The organism is Delftia sp. UME58, assembly GCF_014170385.1.
GTDB lineage: Bacteria > Pseudomonadota > Gammaproteobacteria > Burkholderiales > Burkholderiaceae_C > Comamonas > Comamonas acidovorans.
Genome location: NZ_LZZV01000088.1, coordinates 56,447 through 81,053, shown reverse-complemented (window position 1 = coordinate 81,053; position 24,607 = coordinate 56,447). Strand labels below are relative to the sequence as shown.

The 24,607-nt window shown below is 65.4% G+C and carries 21 protein-coding genes and 1 pseudogene; 10 read left to right on the top strand and 12 right to left on the bottom strand.

Translation table 11 applies throughout. The features are described from left to right. Positions 1 to 192 precede the first annotated feature (192 nt). The gene (locus A9976_RS21755; protein WP_183020730.1) at positions 193 to 789 is read left to right on the top strand and encodes a chalcone isomerase family protein; all 597 of its coding nucleotides are present in this window, start codon (positions 193 to 195) and stop codon (positions 787 to 789) included. Here the strand turns inward: A9976_RS21755 and A9976_RS21750 are convergent. The 8 genes from A9976_RS21750 to A9976_RS21715 form a co-directional block, all read right to left on the bottom strand. Beyond that, positions 764 to 2,182: a HAMP domain-containing sensor histidine kinase gene (locus A9976_RS21750; RefSeq protein ID WP_183020729.1), complete on the bottom strand. Its 1,419-nt coding sequence runs from the start codon at positions 2,180 to 2,182 to the stop codon at positions 764 to 766. The two genes, A9976_RS21755 and A9976_RS21750, sit on opposite strands and share 26 nt — an antisense overlap. Next, positions 2,151 to 2,837, bottom strand: coding sequence for a response regulator transcription factor (locus tag A9976_RS21745; RefSeq protein ID WP_183020728.1), 687 nt, complete (start codon positions 2,835 to 2,837; stop codon positions 2,151 to 2,153). Before A9976_RS21745 ends, A9976_RS21750 begins: the two co-directional genes overlap by 32 nt. Beyond that, positions 2,815 to 3,315, bottom strand: coding sequence for a hypothetical protein (locus A9976_RS21740; protein ID WP_043820125.1), 501 nt, complete (start codon positions 3,313 to 3,315; stop codon positions 2,815 to 2,817). The genes A9976_RS21745 and A9976_RS21740 overlap by 23 nt, the downstream gene beginning before the upstream one ends. 170 nt (positions 3,316 to 3,485) lie before the next feature. Next, on the bottom strand, positions 3,486 to 4,178 hold the full coding sequence (locus A9976_RS21735; protein WP_183020727.1) for a hypothetical protein: 693 nt from the start codon (positions 4,176 to 4,178) through the stop codon (positions 3,486 to 3,488). 235 nt (positions 4,179 to 4,413) lie between these two features. Next, positions 4,414 to 5,709, bottom strand: coding sequence for a polyamine aminopropyltransferase (gene speE, locus A9976_RS21730; protein WP_183020726.1), 1,296 nt, complete (start codon positions 5,707 to 5,709; stop codon positions 4,414 to 4,416). Between the two features lie 146 nt (positions 5,710 to 5,855). After that, positions 5,856 to 6,533, bottom strand: a complete 678-nt coding sequence (locus A9976_RS21725; protein ID WP_043820118.1) for a phosphoglycolate phosphatase — start codon at positions 6,531 to 6,533, stop codon at positions 5,856 to 5,858. Positions 6,534 to 6,685: 152 nt separating this feature from the next. Beyond that, positions 6,686 to 8,431, bottom strand: a complete 1,746-nt coding sequence (locus A9976_RS21720) for a methyl-accepting chemotaxis protein (RefSeq protein ID WP_183020725.1) — start codon at positions 8,429 to 8,431, stop codon at positions 6,686 to 6,688. A gap of 64 nt (positions 8,432 to 8,495) precedes the next feature. After that, positions 8,496 to 8,972 carry a chemotaxis protein CheW gene (locus A9976_RS21715; RefSeq protein WP_183020724.1) on the bottom strand — a complete coding sequence of 159 codons (477 nt, stop codon included), beginning with the start codon at positions 8,970 to 8,972 and terminating at the stop codon, positions 8,496 to 8,498. A 330-nt stretch (positions 8,973 to 9,302) separates the two neighbouring features. Between A9976_RS21715 and A9976_RS21710 the strand changes: the two genes are divergently transcribed. From A9976_RS21710 to A9976_RS21685, 6 genes are all read left to right on the top strand, one after another. Continuing rightward, on the top strand, positions 9,303 to 11,000 hold the full coding sequence (locus A9976_RS21710; protein ID WP_183020723.1) for a methyl-accepting chemotaxis protein: 1,698 nt from the start codon (positions 9,303 to 9,305) through the stop codon (positions 10,998 to 11,000). Between the two features lie 74 nt (positions 11,001 to 11,074). Further along, a complete protein-coding gene (locus tag A9976_RS21705; RefSeq protein WP_183020722.1) occupies positions 11,075 to 12,310 on the top strand; it encodes an HD-GYP domain-containing protein in 1,236 nt (411 codons plus the stop codon). Positions 12,311 to 12,578: 268 nt separating this feature from the next. Then, positions 12,579 to 12,950, top strand: a complete 372-nt coding sequence (locus tag A9976_RS21700) for a response regulator transcription factor (RefSeq protein WP_012202670.1) — start codon at positions 12,579 to 12,581, stop codon at positions 12,948 to 12,950. Further along, positions 12,950 to 13,714 (top strand): HD-GYP domain-containing protein, encoded by a 765-nt coding sequence (locus tag A9976_RS21695; protein ID WP_183020721.1) that lies wholly within the window; start codon positions 12,950 to 12,952, stop codon positions 13,712 to 13,714. Before A9976_RS21700 ends, A9976_RS21695 begins: the two co-directional genes overlap by 1 nt. Positions 13,715 to 13,723: 9 nt before the next feature. Next, positions 13,724 to 14,563, top strand: coding sequence for an ABC transporter substrate-binding protein (locus A9976_RS21690; RefSeq protein WP_183020720.1), 840 nt, complete (start codon positions 13,724 to 13,726; stop codon positions 14,561 to 14,563). 24 nt (positions 14,564 to 14,587) lie between these two features. Continuing rightward, positions 14,588 to 17,113: an ATP-binding protein gene (locus A9976_RS21685; protein WP_183020719.1), complete on the top strand. Its 2,526-nt coding sequence runs from the start codon at positions 14,588 to 14,590 to the stop codon at positions 17,111 to 17,113. Between the two features lie 26 nt (positions 17,114 to 17,139). Here A9976_RS21685 and A9976_RS21680 read toward each other — a convergent pair whose 3' ends face one another. Then, on the bottom strand, positions 17,140 to 19,743 hold the full coding sequence (locus tag A9976_RS21680) for a bifunctional diguanylate cyclase/phosphodiesterase (protein ID WP_183020718.1): 2,604 nt from the start codon (positions 19,741 to 19,743) through the stop codon (positions 17,140 to 17,142). Positions 19,744 to 19,901: 158 nt separating this feature from the next. Beyond that, positions 19,902 to 20,111 carry a hypothetical protein gene (locus A9976_RS21675; RefSeq protein WP_183020717.1) on the bottom strand — a complete coding sequence of 70 codons (210 nt, stop codon included), beginning with the start codon at positions 20,109 to 20,111 and terminating at the stop codon, positions 19,902 to 19,904. An 85-nt stretch (positions 20,112 to 20,196) separates the two neighbouring features. Between A9976_RS21675 and A9976_RS31915 the strand changes: the two are divergent. Beyond that, positions 20,197 to 20,377 (top strand): annotated as a pseudogene (locus tag A9976_RS31915) (transketolase family protein); the annotation flags it as partial. Positions 20,378 to 20,424: 47 nt separating this feature from the next. On the opposite strand, the gene A9976_RS21665 reads toward A9976_RS31915, so the two are convergent. Together A9976_RS21665 and A9976_RS21660 are read right to left on the bottom strand one after the other, a co-directional pair. After that, the gene (locus A9976_RS21665; protein WP_183020716.1) at positions 20,425 to 21,117 is read right to left on the bottom strand and encodes a winged helix-turn-helix domain-containing protein; all 693 of its coding nucleotides are present in this window, start codon (positions 21,115 to 21,117) and stop codon (positions 20,425 to 20,427) included. 33 nt (positions 21,118 to 21,150) lie between these two features. After that, complete coding sequence (locus A9976_RS21660) at positions 21,151 to 22,569, bottom strand: hypothetical protein (RefSeq protein WP_232245676.1); 1,419 nt, start codon at positions 22,567 to 22,569, stop codon at positions 21,151 to 21,153. Positions 22,570 to 23,053: 484 nt separating this feature from the next. Here A9976_RS21660 and A9976_RS21655 point away from each other — a divergent pair, with 484 nt between their 5' ends. Then, on the top strand, positions 23,054 to 24,100 hold the full coding sequence (locus A9976_RS21655) for a porin (RefSeq protein WP_183020714.1): 1,047 nt from the start codon (positions 23,054 to 23,056) through the stop codon (positions 24,098 to 24,100). An 87-nt stretch (positions 24,101 to 24,187) separates the two neighbouring features. Continuing rightward, a complete protein-coding gene (locus A9976_RS21650; RefSeq protein WP_232245677.1) occupies positions 24,188 to 24,577 on the top strand; it encodes a CzcE family metal-binding protein in 390 nt (129 codons plus the stop codon). Positions 24,578 to 24,607 lie beyond the last annotated feature (30 nt).

The window sequence follows — 24,607 nt, the reverse complement described above, 5'->3', positions numbered from 1 at the left end:
GGGCCGAAACCCGGCCTCGAAAAGAAACGCCCCGACAGGGGCTTGCAAAGAGAATCAGTGCGGAAACGCCGCCAAAGCAGCGCCATCCCCCGGCCCGCGAAAACCCTGTTGCCACCCCTCTCCAATCCCCACAACATCTCGCCCGGACGTAACAAACCGCAACCGGGCCACAGGCCCCGCGCAGGAGACACCATGACCGCCTTGCCCCGCTGGATGAAGACAGCCGCCCTGGCCATGGCGCTGGCGATGCCGCTGGCCGCCACTGCCCAGGACCCTGCGCGCACCGTCGCGGGCGTGGCCTATCCCGCGCAGGCCGGGGTGGGCGGCCAGACGCTGCAGCTCAATGGCGCGGGCATACGCTACAAGGCCATTTTCAAGGTCTACACGGCGGGTCTGTACCTGGAGAAACCGGCCGCCAGCCTGCAGGAGATCGCGGCCCTGCCCGGCCCCAAGCGCGTGAGCGTGACCATGCTGCGCGAGATCGATTCGGCCGAACTGGGCAAGCTGTTCGCGCGCGGGATCGAGGACAACATGGAGCGCGCGCGCTTCTCACGCCTGGTGCCCGGCGTGCTGCGCATGAGCGACATCTTCACGCAGCACAAGAAGCTGCTGCCGGGTGAGAACTTCTCGGTGGACTGGGTGCCGGGCCAGGGCGCCCAGGTCTTCGTCAAGGGCCAGGCCCAGGGCGCTCCCTTCCAGGAGCCGGAGTTCTTCCAGGCGCTGCTGGGCATCTGGCTGGGCCCGCACCCGGCCGACGATCAGCTCAAGAAGGCCTTGCTGGGCGGTTGAACGGCTGCGCGGGCTCCCGCACCGGCCCGGCAAAGCGGGCCTGGATCTCCAGCCCCGCCGTGGCACCGGGCAGGGCCGTGAGCGTCCAGCCATGGGCGCGCGCAATTTCCAGGCAGATGGGCAGGCCCAGGCCCGCGCCCAGGTCGCGCCGCTCGCTGCTGCGCCAAAAGCGCTCGAAGATGCGCGGCAGATCCTCGGGCGGCACGCCACGGCCCCGGTCCAGCACCGAGAAGCCCAGGCCGCAGGCCTTCACGGTGACGGTGGCGCCCTGCGGGCTGTGCTGCACGGCGTTCTCGATCAGGTTCTTGAGCAGCACGAACAGCGCGCCCCGGTCGGCACGCCAGGCTGGGGCATCGTCCTTGACCTCGCAGTGGATGTGCACGCCGCATTTTTCCGAGGCGCGGGCCATGAAGTCGCAGACCTCGCCAATGATGTCGGCCGGCGCAATGTCTTCCATGCGGTAGCGCTGGTGTTCGCAGACCTCGGCCAGGTGCAGCAGCTGCTGGACCTGGCGCGCCATGTGGTCCACGTCCTTGAGCAGCTCGGGGCTGCGCCGGTCCTCGGGCTCCAGTTCGATCTGCACGCGCATCAGGGCCAGCGGCGTCTTGAGCTCATGCGCGGCCATGGACAGGAATTCCTGCTGGTTCCTGAAGCCGGCCTGCAGCCGGTCCAGCACGTGGTTGAAGGCCTCGACCAGGGGCGCGAACTCGCGCGGCAGGTCCTTGGGCTGCAGGCGCGTGCCCAGCGTCTGCGGGGTGATGCGCTGCGCATCCTGCGCGGCCACGCCCAGCGGCCTGAGCATGCGCTGCAGCGTGCGGTGCGTGGAGAACAGGAACACGACCAGGAAGACAACGCCGATGGCCACCATGCCCCGCCACAGTGCGGGCAGGCCCACCGATTCGCGCAGCCAGTCCACCATGCGGTCGCTGACGGCCACCTGCACATGCCAGGTGGTGCCGTCGTGCACCAGCGGCGCGGTGCCGGCGCGCATGACCACGCCGCCGCGCTCGTAGGCAAAGGCCTTGAGCTCGGGGTCGAAGCCCTGGCCGGTCTGCGTCAACGGCTGCATTTCGCCGTTGGGGGCGAAGACCACGCGGCCGCGGGCATCGGTGATGCGCAGCTGCATTTCCTCGCCCAGGCTGGTCAGCATCCAGGCCTTGAGTTCACGCTCGCTGAACCCCTGGGGCACGCCCTTGGCGTCGAAGCTCACCCATTCGGCCAGCTTCTCGGCCGCATGCCCCATGCCGCGCTGCAGCGCATAGCTGTCGAAGGGCTTGGCGACGAGGATCACCAGCGCGCCCACCAGCAGCGCGCTGAACACCATGCTCAACCCATAGACGGCCAGCAGCCGCGAGCGCAGGCTACCGGGCCAGCAAAGGTTCGCGAAGCGCATAGCCCTGACCCCGGATGTTGACGATTTCCATGCATGAGCCGGCCGCGGCCAGCTTGCGGCGCAGCCGATGCAGGGCCACATCGAGGGCGTTGGGCGTGACCACGCTGCTCATGCCCCAGGCCGCCGCCTCCAGCGTAGAGCGGCGCACCGTGGCGCCGGCCTTGCGCACCAGGCTGAGCATGATCTGCAGCTCGGCCGGCGGCAACACGATGGCCGAGCCCGCGCAGTGCATGCACGCCTGCTGCGGGCTGATGCTGATGTCGCCCAGCTGGGGCGCCAGCTCCTGCACCAGGGCCGGGCGGCGCAGCAGGGCGCGCACGCGGGCAATCAGTTCTTCCATGGGAAAGGGCTTGGTCAGGTAGTCGTCGGCCCCGGCTTCCAGGCCGCCCACGCGGTCGCTGAGCGCGTCGCGGGCCGTGAGCATCAGGCAGGGCGTGGAGCGGCCCGCGGCGCGCAGGCGCTGCACCAGTTGCAGGCCGTCGCCATCGGGCAGTCCGCGGTCGATGACGATCACGCCGTAGTCGATGTCCTGCAGGGCCAGCCAGGCCGTGGAGATCTGGTGGAAGACGTCGGTCTCTATACCGGAGTTGGCCAGCGAGCGGCTGACCAGCGTGGCCAGCCTGGCATGGTCCTCAATTAATGCGATGCGATTCATGGTTTCCGTCGTTGCCGCACAGGGACAGCAAATGCTCCCTGATCCCGGTGATGCGCTGCGGCGCCATGGGCTCGACCAGCACATGGATGACCCACAGGTCCTCGACCATGGCGCGGCATTGCAGGGCAATGTCCTCGGATACCAGATCGTCGGCGCAGGCCGCGTCCACGAAATCAAACCATATGTTCTGGAATCTTGCGCGGGTCAGCAACTGTGCGGCCGTCTTCTGGCCGCGCTGGCGGGACAGGGCATGCTCGCAGACGCAGCGCACGTAGGCGCGCAGGTGGCGCGCAGGGCCTGGCGGCTCCTCGGCCAGCGCCTGCAGCAGATCCTCGCGGAACTTGAGGATGACCAGCTCGAAGATCGTCTCCAGCCGCACGGCACGGTGCTGGCTGCATTCTTGGAAGCGCGAACCCAGGGAATACGCCTGGCCCGCCGCCTGGATACCTATCACGTCCTGGTAGATGGAGGCTTGCATTGCGATGGCATGTTCTGTCGTTTCAGGCTCCGTCGGCCTGCCACGGGAGCGGCAAACCTGCGGGGAAAACAGCCATGCTCCCCGATTGCGTCTTACTGGCGACTTACCGGCCCCTGAATCTGCCGCATTACACCGGAAATATGCAGGCGGCCGGTTTGATCAATATTGACTCAAATATCTTCCTGCCAGCCAGCAACATACCTGACCAGCGCCCACTGCGCCAGCCACAGTGCCATATAGCCAAAGGTTTCCACCAGCTCCTCCAACACGATCACCTGATAATCAAACCATTGCTGCAGGACAATGAAGCCATGCCCTTCCGCATTGGTGGAAATCACCATGGCTGCGGCAAATATCGCCAGACTGAATATCGGCAGCGCATGCTCGCGCACCAGGCGCTTGATAACCTTGTTCCAGACTCCGTGGCGCACGAACCAATAGCAGCACAGCAGCAGCATGGCACCCACTACCCATTTGACGGCGGGCCGGTACCACAGGACCTGGGAGCTGATCACCGGCCCCCACTTGCCGGCCTCCAGGCTGGGCAGGAACGCCGCGCCCCAGGCCAGTTCACGCCCCAGGAAGGCCAGCCAGAACAGGGAGGCGATCCACCACAGGGGGGCCGCGAAGGAGTGCTTCTGCCGCCGTGCCGCAACCAAGGCCGCCACCATGCCCAGCAGCAGGGTCACGGCCTGGATATTCTCCAGGAATCCATTTTCCCAGCTCAGGCTTTGCGGCAATACAAAGCTCAGGGGAAAGCTCAGTACCAGCCCCGCCAATAAAGCCCAATTCCAAAGCCGCAGCATGGAATCATCATGGTATTTGGACGCAGATATTCTTGTTTTTGAAAGGGTAGCAGTCATTTTGATACAGGGCGACTGGCGCTTTATCTGTTGATATGGTTCTTGCAAGCACACAATATCCCTGGAATACATACCAGGGAGGCCGGAAAAATGGCGGGTGCACGGGCCTTCCCGCCGTTTTTCATTACAGCAGACTTGCCACCAGATTGCAGCACTGTGTCAAATTTGCCCTGCCGGGCGCGCAGTTGCCACTGCAGCCAGGCCGGGCCGGGTCCGTTTCCAGAACGGACCGGGTTCAGCCGAAGCGGGCTGCGCGCGGGGGCAGCGCCGCCAGGGGCGCGGGCTGCACCAGATCCCGGTAATAGTTGGGCAGCGCGAACAGTGCGGGGTGCACCTCGGCGTTGTAGTAGCGCAGGTCAGGCAGGCGGCGTTCGGCCAGGCGCTGGCGCAGCTGGGCGGGCGGCAGCGCCGCCGCGTCCAGCGTGTCCGAGGCCACGGCCAGGCCCCAGTAGGCGCCGTACAGGGGGATGTACAGGCCGTAGCAGCGCACGATGGCAAAGCGCTCGCGCAGGCTGGCCACCAGCCGCGCCACCTGCTCGCCATGGAAGACGGGGCTGCCCAGGTGCAGCACCAGGGCGCCGCCCGGCGCCAGCACGCGCTTCATGCGCGCCAGGGCTTCGTCCGAGTACAGCGCACTGGCAGGCGTGTCGGGGTCGGTGAGGTCCATGAGCGCGAGGTCGAAACGCTCCTCGGTGTGCTCCACCATGGCCATGCCATCGCCGATGCGCAGTTGCAGGCGCGGGTCATCGAACACGCCCCGGTGCACCTGCTGCAGGTGCGTGCGCGCGGCCTGGACCACGGCCTCGTCCAGCTCGGCCACCACCACCTGCTCCATGGACGGGTGCTTGAGCAGTTCCTCGGCCGCACCGCCATCGCCGCCGCCTAGGATCAGCGCCTTGCGCGGCGCCGGGTGGGCCAGGGCAGCGGGATGGACCAGGGCCTCGTGGTAGAAGAACTCCTCGCCTTCGGAGGTCATGAAGCGGCCATCCAGGCGCAGCACCTTGCCGAACTGCGGCGTGTGCAGCAGCTCCAGCTCCTGATGGGGCGTCTGCAGGGTTTCGCGCCGCGTGGCGCGCCAGCCGAAGCGCGCATGGGGCGTGAGCGCCTCCAGCGCCCAATCGCCTTCATCGGCCGCCGCTGCGGCCCGGGCGCCGGGGCCGATGTCGCCGCGCATCAGGTGCTGGCGCACCACGCGGCCCGGCGCATAGGCGGCGATCACGCCCTCCATCAGCGCGCGGGCCTTGCCCGAGTTGTCGGCGGAGAAATTGCAGACGTAGACATCGACGGTGACGCAGCCGGTCTCGGGCCAGGTGTGTATGGCCAGATGCGATTCGGCCAGCAGCACGGTGCCGGTGACGCCGCCGGGCTGGCCCTGGTAGTCCGGGAACTTGACCCAGCGGTCCTCCACCAGGGTCAGGCCGGCCTGCGCGGTCTGTGCGCGGCACAGGGCGGCGATGGCATCGGCGTCGAGCATGTGGCGCGCGTCGCCCTGGCATTGGTAGAGATCGGCGGTCAGGTGCAGTCCGTGCATGTCGCGTGCTTCCTCCTTGTCTGTGGCCGGATCGCGGCCAGGATGGCAAAGCAGACGACTCTAGCAAAAACATAAATCGCACCGTCAAAGTGCGTTAACCAACGCCAAATCCCATTCTTTTTCCAAAAAACCTGGAACTGTGAGAATCAGGCCAGTTCGGTCAGCGCGTCGACAAAGCCGTCGGCATCGACCTGGCGCACGGGCTGGCCGTGGTTGTAGCCGTAGCTGACCAGCACCACGGGGCAGCCCGCGGCGCGCGCGGCCTGGGCGTCGTTGCTGGAGTCGCCCAGCATCAGCGTGCGCGCGGGGGAGGTGCCCAGGGCCTCGCAGGTCTTGAGCAGGGGCAGCGGGTCGGGCTTCTTGCGCTCGAAGGAGTCCCCGCCGAAGACCTGCTCGAACAGCGGTGCCAGGCCCTTTTGTGCCAGCAGCGGCTGCGCGAAGGACAGCGGCTTGTTGGTCAGGCAGGCCAGCCGCAGGCCGCGTGCGCGCAGGGCCTGCAGGCCTTCGAGCACGCCCGGGTAGACCTCGGCGAACTGGCCGTTGAGCTGCAGGTAGTGGTGCTCGTAGCGCTGCCAGGCCTGGCCGTAGATGGCATCCACATCGGCCGCGCCCACATGGGCCAGCACCGAGCGGATCAGGTGCTCCGAGCCCTTGCCCACCATGTTCTCGATGGCCTGCGGGGCGATGGCCGGCAGTTGCAGGTCCGCCAGCATGCGGTTGAGGGCTTCGGCGAAGTCGCCCAGGGTGTTGACCATGGTGCCGTCGAGATCGACGATGGCGGCGTCCAGTTGCTGTGGGTTCAACGGAATGAAGTTTGAAATCATGAAATGGGGGTGTCGAAAGCCGGGGGCTGCCTGCGCAGGAACAGCGTTGAAAATATCAGAACTTGCGCGGGCCCCGGGACTTGGGCCTTGTGTTCCCTTGGCAGACCCTGCATGGCCGTGGCCCCGTATCCCGCACGCAAGGGGCAGGTTGATCAGAACGACACCCAGTCGTCCTGCTCCTGCGCTTGCTTGTGCACGGTCTGCACGGGCGGCACGGGCTGCACGGCGCGGACAGCCTGGCGTACGGGGAGTGCCGCTGTCGCGGGCGCCCGATTGCGCGCCCGCACCGTGGGTTGCGGGAGCGGCGGGGTTGAGGAAAGCTGTGCCGCATGGCCACCCAGCTGGAAGATCGACACGGCCTGCACCAGCTGCTGTGCCTGCGTTCTGAGGCTGGCCGCTGCCGCCGCACTTTCCTCCACCAGCGCCGCATTTTGCTGCGTTACCTGGTCCATCTGGCTGACGGCCTTGCCGACCTGCGCCACCCCCGCGCTTTGCTCATCACTGGCACTGCTGATCTCACCCATGAGATCTGTCACGCGCTGGATGGAATGCAGCACTTCCGCCATGGTGGCTCCGGCTTGGTCAGCCAACTCGGTACCCTGCCTGACACGTGTGGCACTGGTGGCGATGAGCTGCTTGATTTCCCGGGCTGCCTGCGCGCTGCGCTGCGCCAGGTTGCGCACCTCACCGGCGACCACGGCAAAGCCTTTTCCCTGCTCGCCTGCGCGGGCCGCCTCGACCGCGGCGTTGAGCGCCAGGATGTTGGTCTGGAACGCGATGCCGTCGATCACGCCCACGATTTCGCCGATCTGGCGCGAGCTTTCGCTGATGTCCTGCATCGCGTTGACGACCTCCTGCACGGAGCCGCCGCCCTTGGTGGCCACCTGGCTTGCGCCCAAGGCGAGTTGATTGACCTGCCTGGCGTTGTCCGCGTTTTGCTTGACGGTGGTAGACAGTTGCTCCATCGACGCTGCAGTCTCCTGCAAGGCACTGGCCTGCTGTTCGGTGCGCTGGCTCAAGTCGGCATTGCCCTTGGCGATTTCCGTGCTGCCGCCAGCGACCCCGTCGGCATTGTTGCGAACTTCATGCACGACCGAGACCAGGCTCTGGAGCATGGCATTGAGCGATGCCTGGACGCTGCCTTCAGGGGCCTGGTGGCGAAGCAATTCAGGGCTGAGATTGCCCTGGGCAATCTGTTGGGCAACGTCGCCCAGTTGCGCCGGCTCTGCGCCCAGGGAACGTGTCAGGCCGCGTGCTATCAATTGCCCCATCAGCACGGCCAGGACAAAGGCCATGACGCTGGCGGCGATCAGCATGTTTCTGCGGTGCGCGTAGGCCTGCGCGGCCTCCTCGATCATCTGCTGTGAACGAAGGCGGGTCAGTTCACTGTACTGGCGGGTGGCCTCGATCAGCTGCGCCAACAAGGGCCGGCACTCTTCGTTCATCTTGCGGATCGCTGCCTCCTTCTGGTTTTGCAGAGCCAGGGACACGATGTCGGTAGCGACCGGTCCATAGCGTTGCTCCACGCCCGCAATTTTGGCAACCAGATCGCGTGCATCGGCCGCAACATCCTTCGAAGCCATTTTGGCCTGGAGTTCGGCCAGCGAGGTGTTGACGTCGGTGTGCGCGGAGGTCACGGCATCCTTCTCCGCCGCCAGGTCTGCAGGCGAGGTCACCAGCACCAGGTTGCGCGCCGCGATCGCCCGGCGGTCCACGGCTGTGCGAACCCTCTCTGCCAGGTGTGCACGGGCGTTGATGCCTTCGACGAAGCGGACAAGATTCAGATTTGCCTCGCTCAACGCCTGAAGGGCCAGCAAGGACACTGCCATGGTGAGAATCGCCAGGCAAGTGAAGGCCACGGAAAGTTTGGTCTTGACAGTCCAGAAACGAGGATTCATGACATGTCTCCTGTCGGATATGCAAATTACGGGATATGGCCGGAGGTGTGCGGGAGCAAGTTGCTCAGCTCGCAGTGCAATCGGCAAGGGACGCTTTAGTCGTCGACAAGAGCCGGTGGGCATCGATGAGCAGCAGCGAGCGCTCATCGAGCACGCCCATAGCCAGCAGGCAGTCGTTGACGATGCCCCCTTCCACGGCGGGCACGGGACGGAGGTCTTGCGGCATCAGCGTCACCACGTCAGTGACACCCTCCACCACCATGCCCGTCACTCCACCCGGCAGGCGCAGCATGATGGTCACGGTGCAGGCGTCGTACTGCCTGTGCGAAAGCCCCAGCCTGAGCCGCAGATCGATCACGGGAATGACCTCTCCGCGCAGCTCCAGCACGCCGTTGAAGTGGGCGGGGCCGCTGGCGATGCGCATGGGCGACTCGTAAGACCGGATCTCCTGCACTTGCAGCAGGTCGATGCCGTACTCCTCATCGTCCACGCGGAAGGAGAGCCATTGGCTGGCGGTATCGGTTTTCAGTGTGTGCGACATCTTTATCACTCCAATCAAATTTATTTGATGAATTTGATAAAAATTTAGCAGAGAGCACCAAGAAGCACAACCGACTGTTACAACTTTGGTCGCTGATGCCTCGTCGTGCACGCCAGGCGGAAGGCTTCGTCCGGCGCCAAAGGGCTGCGGCGATTGGTCAGGCAAGAGGAAGAGGACTGCGTGGCGGCTCCGCGGGACCGGATCTCGGGGGCAAGGGCCACACAGATTTAAATTGATAAAATTGATTTCTTAAGCTGCGTTTAAGCCAAGAAAACAATCATTTACATCATATTGATCGAAACTCCTTCCAACCGCCTCCCAGGAGACCCCATGTTCCTCCGACTTCTGTCCATCCGCACAAGGCTCATCGTTGCCTTTACCCTGCTTTTGCTCTTGCTGAGCACGGTGGCGGGTATCGGCTCCCTGCAGATCGCCCGCGTCCAGTTCAATGCCAACGACCTGGGTACCAACTGGCTGCCTTCCACCAATGTGCTTGCCTCGATCCGGGCCACGGCCAACGCGGCTCGGCGCGCGGGGCTGCGCCACGTGATCGAGGACGACGTGCAAAGGAAGCGCGCCCAGGAGGACCTGCTGCTGCAGGCCCAAAAAACCCTGGAGTCGGAGCTGGCCGTCTATGAAAAGCTGGTGTCCTCGCCCGAGGAGCGGCAGCTGTATGACAGGATGGTGGTGCTGTGGGATGCGGCCCGCGCCGCCGACCGCAAGATGGTCGAGCTGTCCAGCGCAGGGCCCGAGCAGGCAGCCCAGGCGCGCGCCCTGGCCACGGGAGCGACCGCTCAGGCATTCGCCCAACTCATGGACGTCGTCGGCCAGGACATCGCGCTGAACCAGGAAGGCGGACGCAAGGCCACCGAGCAGGCCGAGAAGGACTACCACCTGGCGCTGTACCTGCTCGGCGGCCTGGCCGCACTGGCTGTGGTCTTGGGCGCCGTGCTGGCCTGGGCGATCACGCGCTCGATCACCGAGCCCCTGCGCATGGCGGTCTCGGTGGTGGACACCGTGGCGCACGGCGACCTCACGGCCAACATCGTGGTACAGGGCAGGGACGAGCCAGCCCAGTTGCTCTCAGCCATGAGCAGCATGAACGACAAGCTGCGCGAAATCATGGGCCGTGTGCGCCAGAGCAGCGACTCCATTGCCACGGGATCGAGCGAGATCGCCTCCGGCAGCCTGGACCTGAGCCAGCGCACCGAGCAGCAGGCCAGCAACCTTGAGGAAACGGCTGCCTCGATGGAGGAACTCACGGCCACGGTGCGCACGAATGCAGACACGGCCCAGCAGGCCAACAAGGTGGCCTCGGCCGCCTCGGCCTCCGCTGTCGAGGGAGGCAAGTCCGTGGCCCTGGTGGTGCATACCATGCAGGACATCTCGGAGGCCTCGCGCAAGATTGCCGAAATCACGAACGTCATCGACGCCATAGCCTTCCAGACCAATATCCTGGCGCTCAACGCAGCCGTGGAGGCCGCGCGGGCCGGCGAGCAGGGCCGGGGCTTCGCCGTGGTCGCCAGCGAGGTGCGCGCGCTGGCCCAGCGCTCGGGCACGGCGGCCAAGGAGATCAAGGAGCTGATCGGCGCCAACCTGCAAAAGGTCGAGCAGGGCACCGAGGTGGCCACACGGGCCGGCGAGCAGATGGGCCGCATCGTCGAGCAGGTGCGCAGCGTGGACACCATGATCAGCGAGATCTCCAGCGCATCGGCCGAGCAGGCGGTGGGCATCCGTCAGGTCGGCGAGGCCGTGAGCCAGCTCGACCAGATGACGCAGCAAAACGCGGCGCTGGTCGAGCAAAGCTCGGCCGCTGCAGGCAGCCTGGAGCAGCAGGCCGCAGCTTTGGCGCAGATCGTCTCCACTTTCAAGATGCATCCTGGGCATGGGGCAAGCCACTCCATCGCGCCGCGCGCGGTGACCGTCCAGGCCATGGCACCCAGGCACGCGCCGCCGTCCAGGCAACCACGCCTATCGCCGGCCCGTGCGCAACAGCCAGTCAAGGAGGAGGAATGGGCGGCCTTCTGACCTGGATTCGTACCGAAGCAGGGAAACGGCGGCAAGATGGTGGATCTATGTGAACCGTTGCGGGGTCCGTGTTCATGATCAAGCGCATCAGCGTGCGCCAGTTGCGGCTGGGCATGTTTCTGGAAAGCCTCTGCGGCAGCTGGATGGAACACCCGTTCTGGCGCAGCCGCTTCAGGCTGGACGACCCTGCCGACCTGGCGAGGATCCTGCACTCCCCCATTCAGGAAGTCTGGATCGATACCGCCAAGGGCCTGGATGTCGCGCAAGGCGGGCCGTCTTGCTCGCGCGAGCAGGTGGACACCGTGATCGACGCCCAACTGTCCGAGATCTCGCAGCTGGCCGAGTTGGAGTGCGAGCTGCGGCCCATTGCCTTCGAGGAGGAGGTGAAGCGGGCCGCCCGCATCTGCCACCAGTCCAGGCAGGCGATCACCGCCATGTTCCGCGAGGTGCGCATGGGCAGGGAGATCAACCAGGACGAGGCCCGCTACGTGGTCGCCGAGGTGTCCGAGTCGATCATCCGCAATCCGTGCGCCATGGTCAGCATCGCCAGGCTCAAGAGCAGCGACGACTACACCTACATGCACTCGGTGGCGGTCTGCGCCTTGATGATCGTGCTGGCACGCCAACTCGACCTGCCACCGCAGCAGGTGCGCCAGGCAGGCTATGCGGGGCTGCTGCACGATATTGGAAAGATGGCCATTGCCACCACCATCCTGAACAAGCCGGGGCGCCTGACGGACCAGGAGTTTGACGAGATGCGTGAGCATCCGGCGCGAGGCCTGGAGTTGCTCAGGGCCGGCGGCGTCGATGACCCGGTCGTGCTGGACGTCTGCCTTCACCACCATGAGAAGGTGGACGGCACGGGCTACCCCCACAGGCTGCGCGGCGAGGACATCAGCCTGTTCGCGAAGATGGGCGCAGTCTGCGATGTCTACGACGCCATCACCTCGGACCGCCCCTACAAGCGCGGCTGGGACCCTGCAGAGGCGGTGCACAGGATGGCCGAATGGAGCGCCGGGCACTTCGACAAGACCGTATTCCAGGCCTTCGTCAAAAGCATCGGCATCTATCCGGTGGGCTCCCTGGTGCGGCTGACCACGGGCAGGCTGGGAGTGGTCATCGACCCGGGCCGCCAGTCCCTGACCTGTCCGCAGGTCAAGGTCTTCTATTCCACGGCCAGCGGCATGCGGATAGCACCGGAGACCGTTGACCTGGCCCGGCCTGGGTGCACGGAGAAGATCGCCAGCCGGGAAGACCCCGAGAAATGGGGATTCACCGACCTCGACGCACTGTGGAAGGACGAGGCCTAGGGACAGGCCTCCACACAGGCGCAGCGACAGGTCTGCGACAAACCTGCTTCAGGGCGGGCACCTGCCTGGCTGGCGGATCAGTTGTGCCTTCAGCCCCCCAAGTGCACCTTGCCGGCCTGCTCTTGTCGCGATCGTGCATGGGCTGCGCCCACCTGGAAACCAGGCTCGGCCATGTATTTGATAGAAAAATTCAATAAAATTTGATGGAATTGATATTTATGATTCACATGTCGGATCAAATTTCCGTTTCGGCATGAAAGGTCTCCCCATGCAAAAAATACTCATCGTCGAAGACCATGCAGACATCCGCAAGCTGCTGCGCATGACGCTGGAATTCCGTGACTTCGAAGTCGTAGAGGCTTGTGATGGCGATGAAGCCTGGACGATGGCCCAGAGGCTCAGGCCCGACATCGTCCTGCTCGACATCATGATGCCGGGCACCATCAATGGCCTGGAGGTTTGCAGCCGCATCAAGAGCTCCTACGAGCTGCTGCATACGCTGGTCATCCTGCTGACGGCCCGGGGCAGCGCCGAAGACCGCAAGGCGGGCATCCTCGCCGGAGCCGACGAGTACCTGGTCAAGCCCTTCAGCACCTTGAAGCTGCTGGAGACGATCGAAAGCCTGCAGAGGATCGACTGATGGCCCAGTACCAGACCGGCATCCCGAGGGAGCCATCGCGACGTTTCGACCCTGCGGCCGTGGAGCAGATGGAGCTGCTCATCCAGGACTTCGGCCGCATGTACCGCGAGCGCAACGATCTTCTCAAGGAAGTGACACGCGCCCACCACGAGACCCTGCTGCGCCTGGCCATGGCCGCAGAGCTCAAGGATGACGATACCGGCTCGCACATCGTCCGCATCGGCTACCTGTCGGAGGCCCTGGCCCTGCGCCTGGGCTGCCGCATCGAATTCGCCAGCCTGCTGCGCAAGGCGGCCCCGATGCATGACATAGGCAAGGTCGGCATTCCGGACACCATCCTCAAGAAGGAGGGCCCGCTGGGTCCGGAGGAGCGCCTCGTCATGAACCGGCATGCCGAGATCGGCGCACGCCTGCTGGGCCAGTCGCGCATCCCCTTGTTCCAGATGGCCGCCGAAATCGCCGCAAGCCACCACGAACGCTTCGACGGCAAGGGCTATCCAGAGGGCTTGGCAGGCGAAGACATCCCGCTGTCGGCGCGCATCACCTCCATCGTCGATATCTTCGACGCGCTCACCATGGACCGGGTGTACCGGCCGGCGTTCGGGCGAGGGCAGGCCCTGGAGATGATCGCGGCGGAACGGGGCAAGGCCCTGGACCCCGGAATCGTCGACGCTTTCATGGACAACATCGAAGAGCTCGATGCGCTGCGCCTGGCGCTGACCCGGCAGTCTCCGTCCTTCACTGAACTGATCGACACACCCTGAAAGCCCACCATGCGTCCATCATCGACCTGTTTCGGCGCACCGCCTCAACGGCGCGCGCCAGCCCGCCTGGCAGCCTTTGCCGGATTGCTGCTCTCGCTTGCGCAATGGTCCGGTTCTGCCGGGGCCGGCGAGGTGCTGGACCGGATTGCATCCACGGGTGCCATACGTGTGTGCATATGGCCTGACTACTACGGCATCACCTTCCGCGACGCGCGCACAGGCAGGCTGACGGGCATCGATGCGGAGCTCTCGGTGGAGCTGGCCAAGGATCTGGGCGTGCGGGTGCAGTATGTGGACTCCTCCTTTCCCAGGCTGATACCTGACCTGCTGGAGTCGCGCTGCGATGTCGCCATGTTCGCCGTGGGCATACTTCCCCAGCGCCAAAAGCAGCTGCGCTTCACGCAGCCGTATCTGAGCAGCGACATCTACGGTGTGACCACCAAGAGCAATCAGACCGTGCAATCCTGGGCGGACATCGACCAGCCTGGCGTACAGGTGGCCGTGCAGCGCGGCACCTTCATGGAGCCCGTGATGCGCGAGACGCTCAGACATGCGCGCCTCGTGCCCATCGAGCCACCCCAGAGCCGGGAAAAAGAACTCATGGCGGGGCGCGTGGACGTGTTCATGACCGACTATCCCTACAGCCGCAGGCTGCTCGACAGCTCCGACTGGGCCCATCTGATCGCGCCGCCCAAGCCCTTCCATGTGCTTCCCTACGGCTACGCGACCAGTCCGGCCGACGCCCGGTGGCTCGCTCGCCTGGACCAGTTCGTCTCCGACATCAAGCGCGACGGGCGCCTGACCAGGGCTTCGCGCAACAATGGGTTGAGCGCCATCGTCGCGCCTTGATACGACCGATGGAGCATTTTCATCATGTCCAAACAAACGGCCGCACATCATTTTCTGGAGGCCAGGCGCAGCGCCCACCTCAAGGTATTGGTACTGACATTTGCTCTGTGCGTGCTGTCAGGTTTGGTGCTCTTTGTCTGGAGTCAGCTGCACGCCGAGGCCGACCAGAGCAACGCCCAGGCAGCGTTGCTGGCTCGGGTACTTGAAGATCAGACGGGGAAGACCTTCGAGACCGGCGAAGTCGCCCTGGCAAGCCTGGCCCACAATCCGGTCATCCAGTCCGCCGCTAGCCCGCGCGATGCGCGCGAGGCGGCCATGGCGCAAGTTGTCGCCCAGTTGCCGGTTCTGCGCAGCATGGCGCTGCTCGATGGCGAAGGACGCATCCTGGCGAGCACGCAAGCGGGCGAGACCGGTCTGCAGATCGAGGTGCAGAAGCTGCTGCCTGACAAGGCATCTGCCCCGGTCCTGGGCAAGGTCCAGCTGGGACGCCTGGTCACCGGCCGCAGTCTCTCCTCCCTGGCATCGGCCCCGCATGCGACACCGCGGGGCGTCCACTATCTGCCCCAGGTCCTGGCCTTCGAGCACGACGACGGCGCACCCGCCGTGCTGGTGGCCCTGATCAATCCCGACGCCGTGGCCAACTTCTACCAGACCACGCTGGAGGCCCTCAGCTATGAGGCCGTGCTGCTGAGCTACGACGGCCAGCCGCTGGCCAGCACGAACGCAGGCGGGGGCGTTCAAACGGCCTCTGCACGGCAGACCCCCATCTTCCAGAAATGGCTGCCAGGCAGCGAATTCGGCTCCTACATTGGCGCCGGCCTGCTCGGCCCCCATGAGATCGTGTCCTTTCGCACGGTCCGCAACTGGCCCCTGCTGCTGGTCGTGGAGGAACCTTACTCGGAGGTGATCGCGCGCTGGCGTGACGATGCCTTCGCCTTCTTCGGGGCCGGACTTGCACTTCTTGCCCTTGTGTTGGGCCTGAGCGCGTCGGTGCTCAAGACCCGCAGGGTCCAGAGGTCGGCACAGCAGGCCATGGAAAAGGCCCAGGCGCGCATCGCTCGCAGCGAGCATGAGATGGCTGTGCTCATGCGCAGCGTGCAGGAACTCATCTTCCGAACCGACAGCAACGGCCGGCTGACCTTCGTGAACGCCCGCTGGGAGCAATGGACCGGACAGCCCAGCGTCGAGGCGGTAGGGCAGCCGCTGGAGGGCATCGTGCATGAAGCCTGCAGGCCTCAGATCCAGGCACTGCTCGACCCCCTGGCCAAGCTGGCACTGCGCAACTGCCAGGCGCGCTTTCGCCTTCCCGACGACAGGGAGATACTGTGCGACATCGCCGTGGTGCCCCTGCTGCGCGATGGCCGGCTGGTGGGCTTTGCCGGCAGCGCCGTGGACGTGACCGCCCGCTGGAAGGCCCAGCAGGAGCTGCAGACCCAGCTGGCCTTCCAGCACCTGCTGTTCGAGACCACGCCCCTGCCCATGCTGGTCACCGACGCGGACCAGCGCGTGGCCCTGGTCAACAAGGCCTGGGAGGACTTCTTCGGCCGCGGCCGCTATGCCGTGCTCGGCCACGAGATCAAGGGCCTGCACTCGCTCGACGATGCCCTGCTGCAGATGCGCAGCAACCAGGTCGTGCTGCGCTCGGGCCAGCGCATGGTGCTGGAGGCCCGGCTGCCCCATGTGGACGGCAGCTACCGCGACGTGCAGATCTCCAAGGCGGCAGTCAAGGATGCCCAGGGCCGGATCACCGGCGTGCTCAGCATCTTTGTGGACGTGAGCGAATTCCGCGCGGCCGAGCATGCCACCCGCGAAGCCCGCGACGCGGCCGAAGAGGCCTTCCGCGTGAAATCGGAGTTCGTCGCCAACATGAGCCATGAGCTGCGCACCCCGCTGCAGTCCATCATGGGCTTTGCCGAACTGGGTGGCCTGCGCTCGCGCGGCAATGCCGCCATGGCCGACATGTTCAACGATATCCATGCAGCCGGCCAGCGCATGCTGGCCCTGGTCAATGACCTGCTGGATGTCGCCAAGCTGGAAAGCGCCGTGGGAACCATCCACCTGGAACGCACCGACCTCAGGAGCCTGATCCGGCCCGTGGTGCGCGAGCTGGAGCCGCAGCAGCAGCAAAAGCTCATCGACCTGCGGCTGGAGCTCGACGAGGCGCCGCTGATCGCCAAGGCCGACCCCGTGCGCTTCCAGCAGGTGGTGCGCAATGTGCTGGCCAACGCCATCAAGTTCTCGCCCATTGGCGGGCGCATCGATGTGCAGGGCCGCATCGACGGACGGGGCGACATCTGCATCGCCATCTCCGACCAGGGGCCGGGCATTCCGCCGCAGGAACTGGACAAGATCTTCCAGCCCTTCGTGCAGTCCAGCAAGACCAAGAACGGCTCGGGTGGAACGGGCCTGGGCCTGGCCATCTGCCGCAAGATCATCGACACCATGGACGGCACCATCGTCGCCAGCAACGGCCCCGCAGGCGGTGCCATGTTCTGCATCACCTTGCCCACCCGCAATGCCATGGAAACCCGTCCAGCCGAGTTGACATAGCCGGCACCGGCGCCGGGATGTGAGGCTCAGGCCTCGGACGGCATATGCCGCCCATGCGCCAGCCAGTTGTCCCCGGCCCCCCAGCGCGCGGCCCAGGCGGGCAGCTGGTCGGCGGGCATGGGCCGGGCAATGCCGTAGCCCTGGGCCACGTGGCAGCCCATGTCGCGCAGGCGGCGCGCATGCCTGGGGGTTTCCACGCCTTCGGCCACGGACTCGAGCTGGAAGGTGCTGGCCAGCTGGATCACGCCTTCGACAATCCCGAGGTCATCCGGGTCGGCCAGCATGTCACGCACAAAGCTCTGGTCGATCTTGAGCGACTGCACGGGCAGCTTGCGCAGGTAGGTGAGCGAGGAGTAGCCGGTGCCGAAGTCGTCCAGCGCAAAGCGTATGCCCAGCTGCCGGCACTGGCCCATCACCTGGATGGCCTGCTGCATATCGGCAATGGCGGCGCTTTCCAGGATTTCCAGCTCGATCAGATGCGGCGGCAGTTCCGGGTGGCGGGCCAGCACCTGGGCCATCGTGGCGTGGAAGCCGCCGTCCAGCAACTGGTTGGCGCTGACGTTGATGCTCACGCACAGGTCCAGGCCCTCGCCGAACCAGCGGGCCGCCTGGGCCACGGCCTCGCCTATGACCCAGTCGCCCAGCGGCCGCTCCAGATCGCTGCCCGCGACGAAGGGCAGGAACTCGCCCGGTGCGCGCAGGCCCTGCCGCGGGTCGTGCCAGCGCAGCAGGGCCTCGGCGCCCACCAGCTTGCCGCCGCCCAGCTCCACCTTGGGCTGGTAGTGCAGCAGGAATTCACCCTGCTCCAGCGCCTGGCGCAGCCAGCCCAGCTGCAGGCGGCGCGCATGGGCCTTGCGGTCGTTTTCCGGATCGAACAGCTGGTAGCGGTTGCGCCCGGCCTGCTTGGCCACGCACATCGCCTGGTCGGCATGGCGCAGCAGCAGGTCGGGGTCGGCCTGGTCGTCGGGGTAGAGGCTGACGCCCAGGCTGGCGGTCACGGACAGCACCCGGTCCTGCACGGGCACGGGACGGCTGGCCGCCTCCAGCACCCGGTCGAGGATGGTGGTGCAGTGCTCGGCCGAGCCGATGTGCGACAGCAGCAGCACGAACTCGTCGCCACCGAGCCGCGCCAGCGTGTCCTCGGAGCGCAGCACACTCTTGAGGTGCGCGGCCACGCCCACCAGCAGGGCATCGCCTGCGGCCGCGCCGTACAGGTCGTTGATTTCCTTGAAGCCGTCCAGGTCCAGAAAGCACACGGCCAGGGAGCGGCCCTCGCGCGCCGTGCGCAGCATGGCCTGGTTGAGCCGGTCGATCAGCAGGCGGCGGTTGGGCAGGCCGGTCAGCAGGTCGTAGTGGGTGACGCGCTCGAGCTCGGCCTCGTGGGCCTTGATGTGGCTGATGTCGGTGAAGACGCCGATGTAGTGCTCGATCTCGCCGCCGGCGCCTTGCGCGGCGGAGATGGACAGCATTTCGGCGAAGATCTCGCCCGTTTTGCGGCGGTTCCAGATTTCACCGTGCCAGAAGCCGTCGCGCGCGATGCAGGCCCAGATCTGCCGGTAGAACTCCGGCCCGTGCAGGCCCGAGGACAGCATGCGCGGCGTCTTGCCGATCACGTCCTCGGGCGCATAGCCGGTGATGCGGGTGAAGGCCGGATTGACGCGCGTGATGCGCCGCGCCGGATCGACCACCATGATGCCCTGGTGGCTGCTGTCGAACACCACGGCGGCCTGGGCCAGTTCGCGCTCGAAGCGCTTGCGCTCGGTAATGTCACGGGAGATGCCGAACAGGCCTGCGATGTGGCCTGCGGTGTTGCGCACCGGGCCCTTGGTGACCAGGAAGTCCAGCGTCCTGCCGGGCTCCACCGTCAGTTGCTCTTCATGCGTGGCCACCTCCTGGCACAGCACATCCCGGTCCTTCCTGCGGATGTCACTGGCGACGCCGAAGGGAAAGAGCGCGAAGTCGTCCTTGCCCACGATGTCCTCGGCCTGCCGTCCCACCACGCTGGCGGCGGCCCGGTTGACCAGCAAGTAGCGTCCGCGCAAGTCCTTGACGAACACCGCGTCCGATGTGCCCGAGATCACCGAGTCGAGCAGTTGCCGCTGCATGTTGGCCTTGCGCAGGGAGCGCTGCAGCGTCTCGGCCAGCACGCTCACGGCCAGGCCGTTGACGGCCACCACCCCCCATTGCGCCCAGTCACGCACGGCGACGCCGTCGGTCTGGTCCAGGCTGTAGGCCGCAAAGGCCGTGGCCAGCAGGCCCGGCCCCAGGCCGCCGATCAGCGCGCTGACCAGCACGGGCAGCATGAACAGCAGCAGCAGCGAGCGTTCACCGAACTGGCTGGCCAGCGTGCTGCTGGCGGCCAGCACGGCCAGGCTCATGGCCAGGGCAAACAGATAGGAGGCCCAGACCGGAAAACGGCGCGGCCCCATTTCCTGTGCGATGGCGGAGGCGCCGATGTTCTGCCCGGCCGGCACCGAGCACAGCGCGAAGAACAGCAGGAAGTCCGTGGCCAGCACAAAGAACAGCCCTTTGACGACGGAAAGCCAGCCGATATCCGCACTCCCTGCCAATGCGAACAACAGCTTGTCGGACAGAACGATCCAGCCGAATGCGAGCAACCCGTAGCTCACCGTGATCAGTCCGATAAATCGGCGTCTTGCTGATTTGGCCATTTCAGCGTGGCACTCCCTGTGTGTATGGCTGTCCCGAATTATTGCCAATCCCTGCGGGCAATCACGTCTTCATTCGCCGAAAACAGGGGCAATAAAACCATTTGCCGCACACTGGCTCATTCATAGAGAAATTGCATCGCAGGTTTTTCGCAATCGATGCAGGAATATCCGTTCTGCCCTTTTCCGGCGCCGGCGGCCAACTCAGTCCGGGCTCTGGCGGCAGGGCTGCTGATCGGTGCGGGCAGGCCCGTGCAAAGTCCCGCAGCCGGGGCATGAGCCAGAGGCTGGCGATGCTGGGTGCGCAGGAAGTGCAGGGAGCCGTCCATGAACATCGTCGAACGCCTGGTGCCCGAGTGGGAGGGCCGCGACCGCATCCTGCTCTCGCAAGGCCACTACGCCATCGTCTTCTACGCGGCCCTGGGCGAGGCCGTGGCCGGCGCCCTGCTGGAGCGCGATGTGCGGCCCGCGCGCTTTCGGCCGGCGGGCCTGCCGGACGCCTTCCTCGATAGCGGGCGCCCTGCCCACGCTGCATGAGCGCTACGGCATCAGCGCCCAGGCGCTGGCGGGGCGCATCCGCCAGTGGCTGGGCTGAATGCCCGGCGTTGTGGCGGCGGGCACACCAGAGCAGAGCAGGGCAGATCAGGGCTGCTTGGCGGAATCCCCGTCGCGCAACGCCAGCAAGTAGCCCATGCCGCGCACCGTGTGCAGCAGCTTGACCGCATAGGGATCATCGAGCTTGCTGCGCAGCCTGCACACCGCCACGTCCACGGCGTTGTTCAAGGCATCCACGGGCAGGCTCCAGACCTGCTCCACCAACTCGGCGCGCGAGACCACATCGCCCTGGCGCTGCAGCAGCAGCCACAGCACGGCGAATTCCTGGCGGGTCAGGTCCAGTCGCCGGCCGGCACGCTCGACCCGCTTTTTCGACAGGTCCAGCACCAGATCCGCCAATGTCAGGCGCAGACCCTCCTGGCCGGCGGAGCCTCGCATCCGCAGCCGTGCACGGGCCAGGAACACCGGCAACCTGACGGGTTTGACCAGGTAGTCATCGGCACCGTTCTGCAGGCAGAACACCTGGTCCTCCAGACTGTCGTTTGCGGTGACCACGATGGTGGGCGTGTCGCCCGCCTGGCGCAGGGCCTGCAGGACCGCACGCCCGCTCTGGCCAGGCAGGTCCAGATCCAGCACGAGCAGGCTGTAGGCACGGCTCAGTGCCAGGTTGCGGCCCTGCAGACCGTCGTGCACGACATCCACGTTGAATCCGTCCTGGCACAGGCCCTGGCACAGGTACTGCGCCGACGGCGGGTGGGAATCCACGATCAGGATCTTCATGTCTTTTCCTTCACACGCGGGCACAGGCGAGGCTCAGGCCAGCACCTGCCGGAGGATCTGCTGCTGCTGCCTGGCCCATTTCGTGCCAACGCGAATGGCATCGCGCTGCTGTGAGGAGGCAGAAGCGAAGAAGACCGTTTCACTGATCTGCAGGCGGTGAAACAGCCGCCGCATCTGCAGGGATCGGGCCCTCAGCGAGCCTTCCGGGACCAGGGATTCCCCCTGCTGCGCCGAGAACATGGACGCGGCCTGCTCCAGGCAGCGCTGGGCATCGGGCGTGGTCGCGGGCACGGCACGGGGCTCGCACAGCCGGGCCTTCGCCACCAGGGGGTTGTGGCCCACCACCAGCCCCCAGGGACGCATGGCGGTCGAGGGATTGACCGACAGCGCCTCCAGCTTGGTGAGCCCGAACACTCGCGCCAGGCGCAGGCGCATGGCCAGCAGCGGGGCATCCGGCTGTACGGCCTCGATGGCCGCGAGGGCCTCCTCCTCGTTGTCGCCGCCCACGGGCAGCAGCAATGAACGCAGCAGCAACCCGGCCAGCACGTCCCCCTTGGCCGCTGCAGCATGGAGCAGGGCCACGCCCTGTTCCATGGGTTCGATGTGCGTGGCATCACGCAGCACCAGAGCCCCCAGACGGCGCTCGGCCTCGGGCAGCCCGTGACGTGCCGCCTTCTCCAGGCAAAAGCGTGCCAGGGTGGGATTGGCCACCGAGCTGCGGTAGTCGGAGCAGATGCGGAACAGGTGCAGCCAGGCGATGACGATGCCGCCATCGGCAGCGCGCAGCAGCAGGGCTGCGGCCTTGCGCAGGTTCTGCGCATTCACGAGGTTTTCGGGAGCCAGGTGTGTACAGGGCAGCCCCGAGAGCGCCCGTCCAAGCATGTGGCAGGCGCGCACGTCGCCATTGGCGGCACATCGGTCCAGGCTGGCTTCGATCCAGCCCACGGTCAGCCGTCCCAGGTCATGGCCCGCCACCTCCGCCTGGTGGACCAGGTCGGCAATCAGCTGCTGTATGACCGGGCCAGGGGCGGCATGAGGCAGGTCGCACAGTAGCTCCAGCATCCGCACGGCGCGGTGCGACTGGCCCATGGCCATGGCCTGCCGGGCCTCGCAGGCCATGACTTCGGCAATGTCCAGCGGCTGTATGGCGCGCAGGATCTGCAACGCCTGCAACAGCTCGCCGGATGTGTGCGCAGACACGCTGCTTGCCAGATGGCTTGGCAGGGAGGCGCTGCACTTGCCCAGGCATTCCAGAGCCAGATCCAGCTCCCCCCGGATGAGATGCCATGCGGCAAGCTTCTGGCGCCCGACATCCTCATACTCCGCCGCGATCCTCAGGGTCTCCAGCAGCCCGTGCTCCAGCAACTCCCTGAGCGGCAGATGCAGGGCTATGCAGACCGAGGCCTGGCGCCTGGCCTGAGGCAGTGCGGCCTGCAGATACTCCAGCCCCACCGGGATGCTCCTGGAAATGCCTGGCCCCCCAGTCAGATAGGCCTCCCCGAGCTGAAGCCTGGCTCCCGTGTCACCTCGCCTGGCCAGCATCCTCAGCTTGACATCCTCGCGCCGCATTTTCCTGCCCCCCTAATACCTTTCGATACCCGCTCACAGTCGTATCAACAACCCGATACGAATTAATTTTTTTCTTCTTTACCGGATTCACCCCACGGGATGCTAGCAATCTTCAGAACCCATCTACCCAACAGAAAAGTGACATTCAAGACATATTGAAGAAAGATACCTGCCATGAATGGAATTGCGATCCATCGGTGTTGGCTGGACGGAACATATTGAGCCAAAAAAACCTGTGATTGGCTTGCCACCCCCCGTCGATTCCTTTTCAAGGCTCCTGGCGCCGGCCTGTGAATTCTAGTATTTACAACAGCATCCGTTTGGCAATGGATGCCCATGGAATCCACATTCAATACAAGGACCAGGCATGAAATTCAATCGTATATTGGCGGCCGCATTGCCCGTCATTTCGCTGGCGGCCAGCGCGCAGTCATCCATCACCCTGTTCGGCATCGTTGACGTCAACGGGCGCTACGTGAAAAACAGCGATCTGCCCAGCAACACGACCATGAACAACAGCGGGCTGTCATCGGGCCGGTTTGGCTTTCGCGGCACCGAGGATCTGGGCGGCGGGTTGCGGGCCGAGTTCTGGCTGGAGTCAGACATCTATGCCGACACCGGCACAACACACGCCAGTGGCAAGTTCTTCCAGCGCCGCTCCACGGTGAGCCTGGCGGGCGGCTTCGGCGAGCTGCGCCTGGGCCGCGATTTCACGCCGGCCGCCCAGAATCCCACCAAGTTCGACCCGTTCAACGTGATCGGCCTGGCCAATTCCAACCTCATCAGCCGCATGCCCGGCACCTTCTCGAACTACTACCGCAGCGACAACGCCATCCAGTACTTCACGCCCAAATGGAGCGGCTTCCAGGGCGAGGTGATGTATGCGCTGGATGAAGACCCGGTCAGCAAGGTCGGTCGCCATGTCGGCGCCCGCCTGGCCTACGACAACGGCCCGCTGAACCTGGCACTGACCTATGGCACGACCGAAGTCAATGCCGCGGGAGCCAAGCTCGAGCAATATGGCGCCGGCGCATCCTACGACTTCGGATTCGCCCGGCTGATGGGATATTTCCAGCGCGAGGACCTGCCCTACGGCACCTACGGAGGCCGCATTGCGGGCGCCGAGGACCGCTGGCAGATCGGCCTGACCGTACCCGTGGGTGCCAACTACATCCGAGCCTCCTATGTGCGCACCGATTCACGCAGCGGCCCGGCCGCCTTCAACGGCAGCGATGCCAACCGGTATGCCATCGGCTATGTCCACAACCTGTCGCGGCGCACGGCGCTGTACGGCACGCTGGCACGCGTGACCAACAAGGGCGGGGCCAATTTCAGCCTCAATGGCGGCGCGGCCGGACTGGCTGCAGGCGGCAGTTCCACAGGTACCGAATTCGGCATGCGCCACAGCTTCTGAGGACTCCCTCGACTCCTAGGAAATCATGACGAATATGTCATCTGGCAGCCCGGATATATCCAGACACCGAACCATATAGTCATGACCATGGACTGGATCCAGTCCATGGCAAATCCTCACGGAGATGCCGCCACACCGGAGGAAAATACAATGAAATCCCTATTCACCCTGGGTATTGCAGCAATCACCCTGGTTGCATCGCAGGCCCAAGCCAATACCTTCCCGAATGGAAAATCCTATTACGGATCGCCCGCACCTGCAGGAAATTATCGCACCGTCGATTTATCCCAGAAAGGGCCGATCAACATCGTTTGCGGTGAAACCGTGAATTTCACGAGCCAGGGCCAGACATTCGCGTGGAGACTCAGCTCCATTCAGCACAACCGCGTGGCGGTGTCGAATTTCGCGCCGGCTGGTTTCGATACGCAGGGCCGCGCCGTCTATATCACGCCCGGCGAACATGAGCGGGGCGGCTGAAGGGGCCTCGCTCCAGGGAAAGGGGACCCG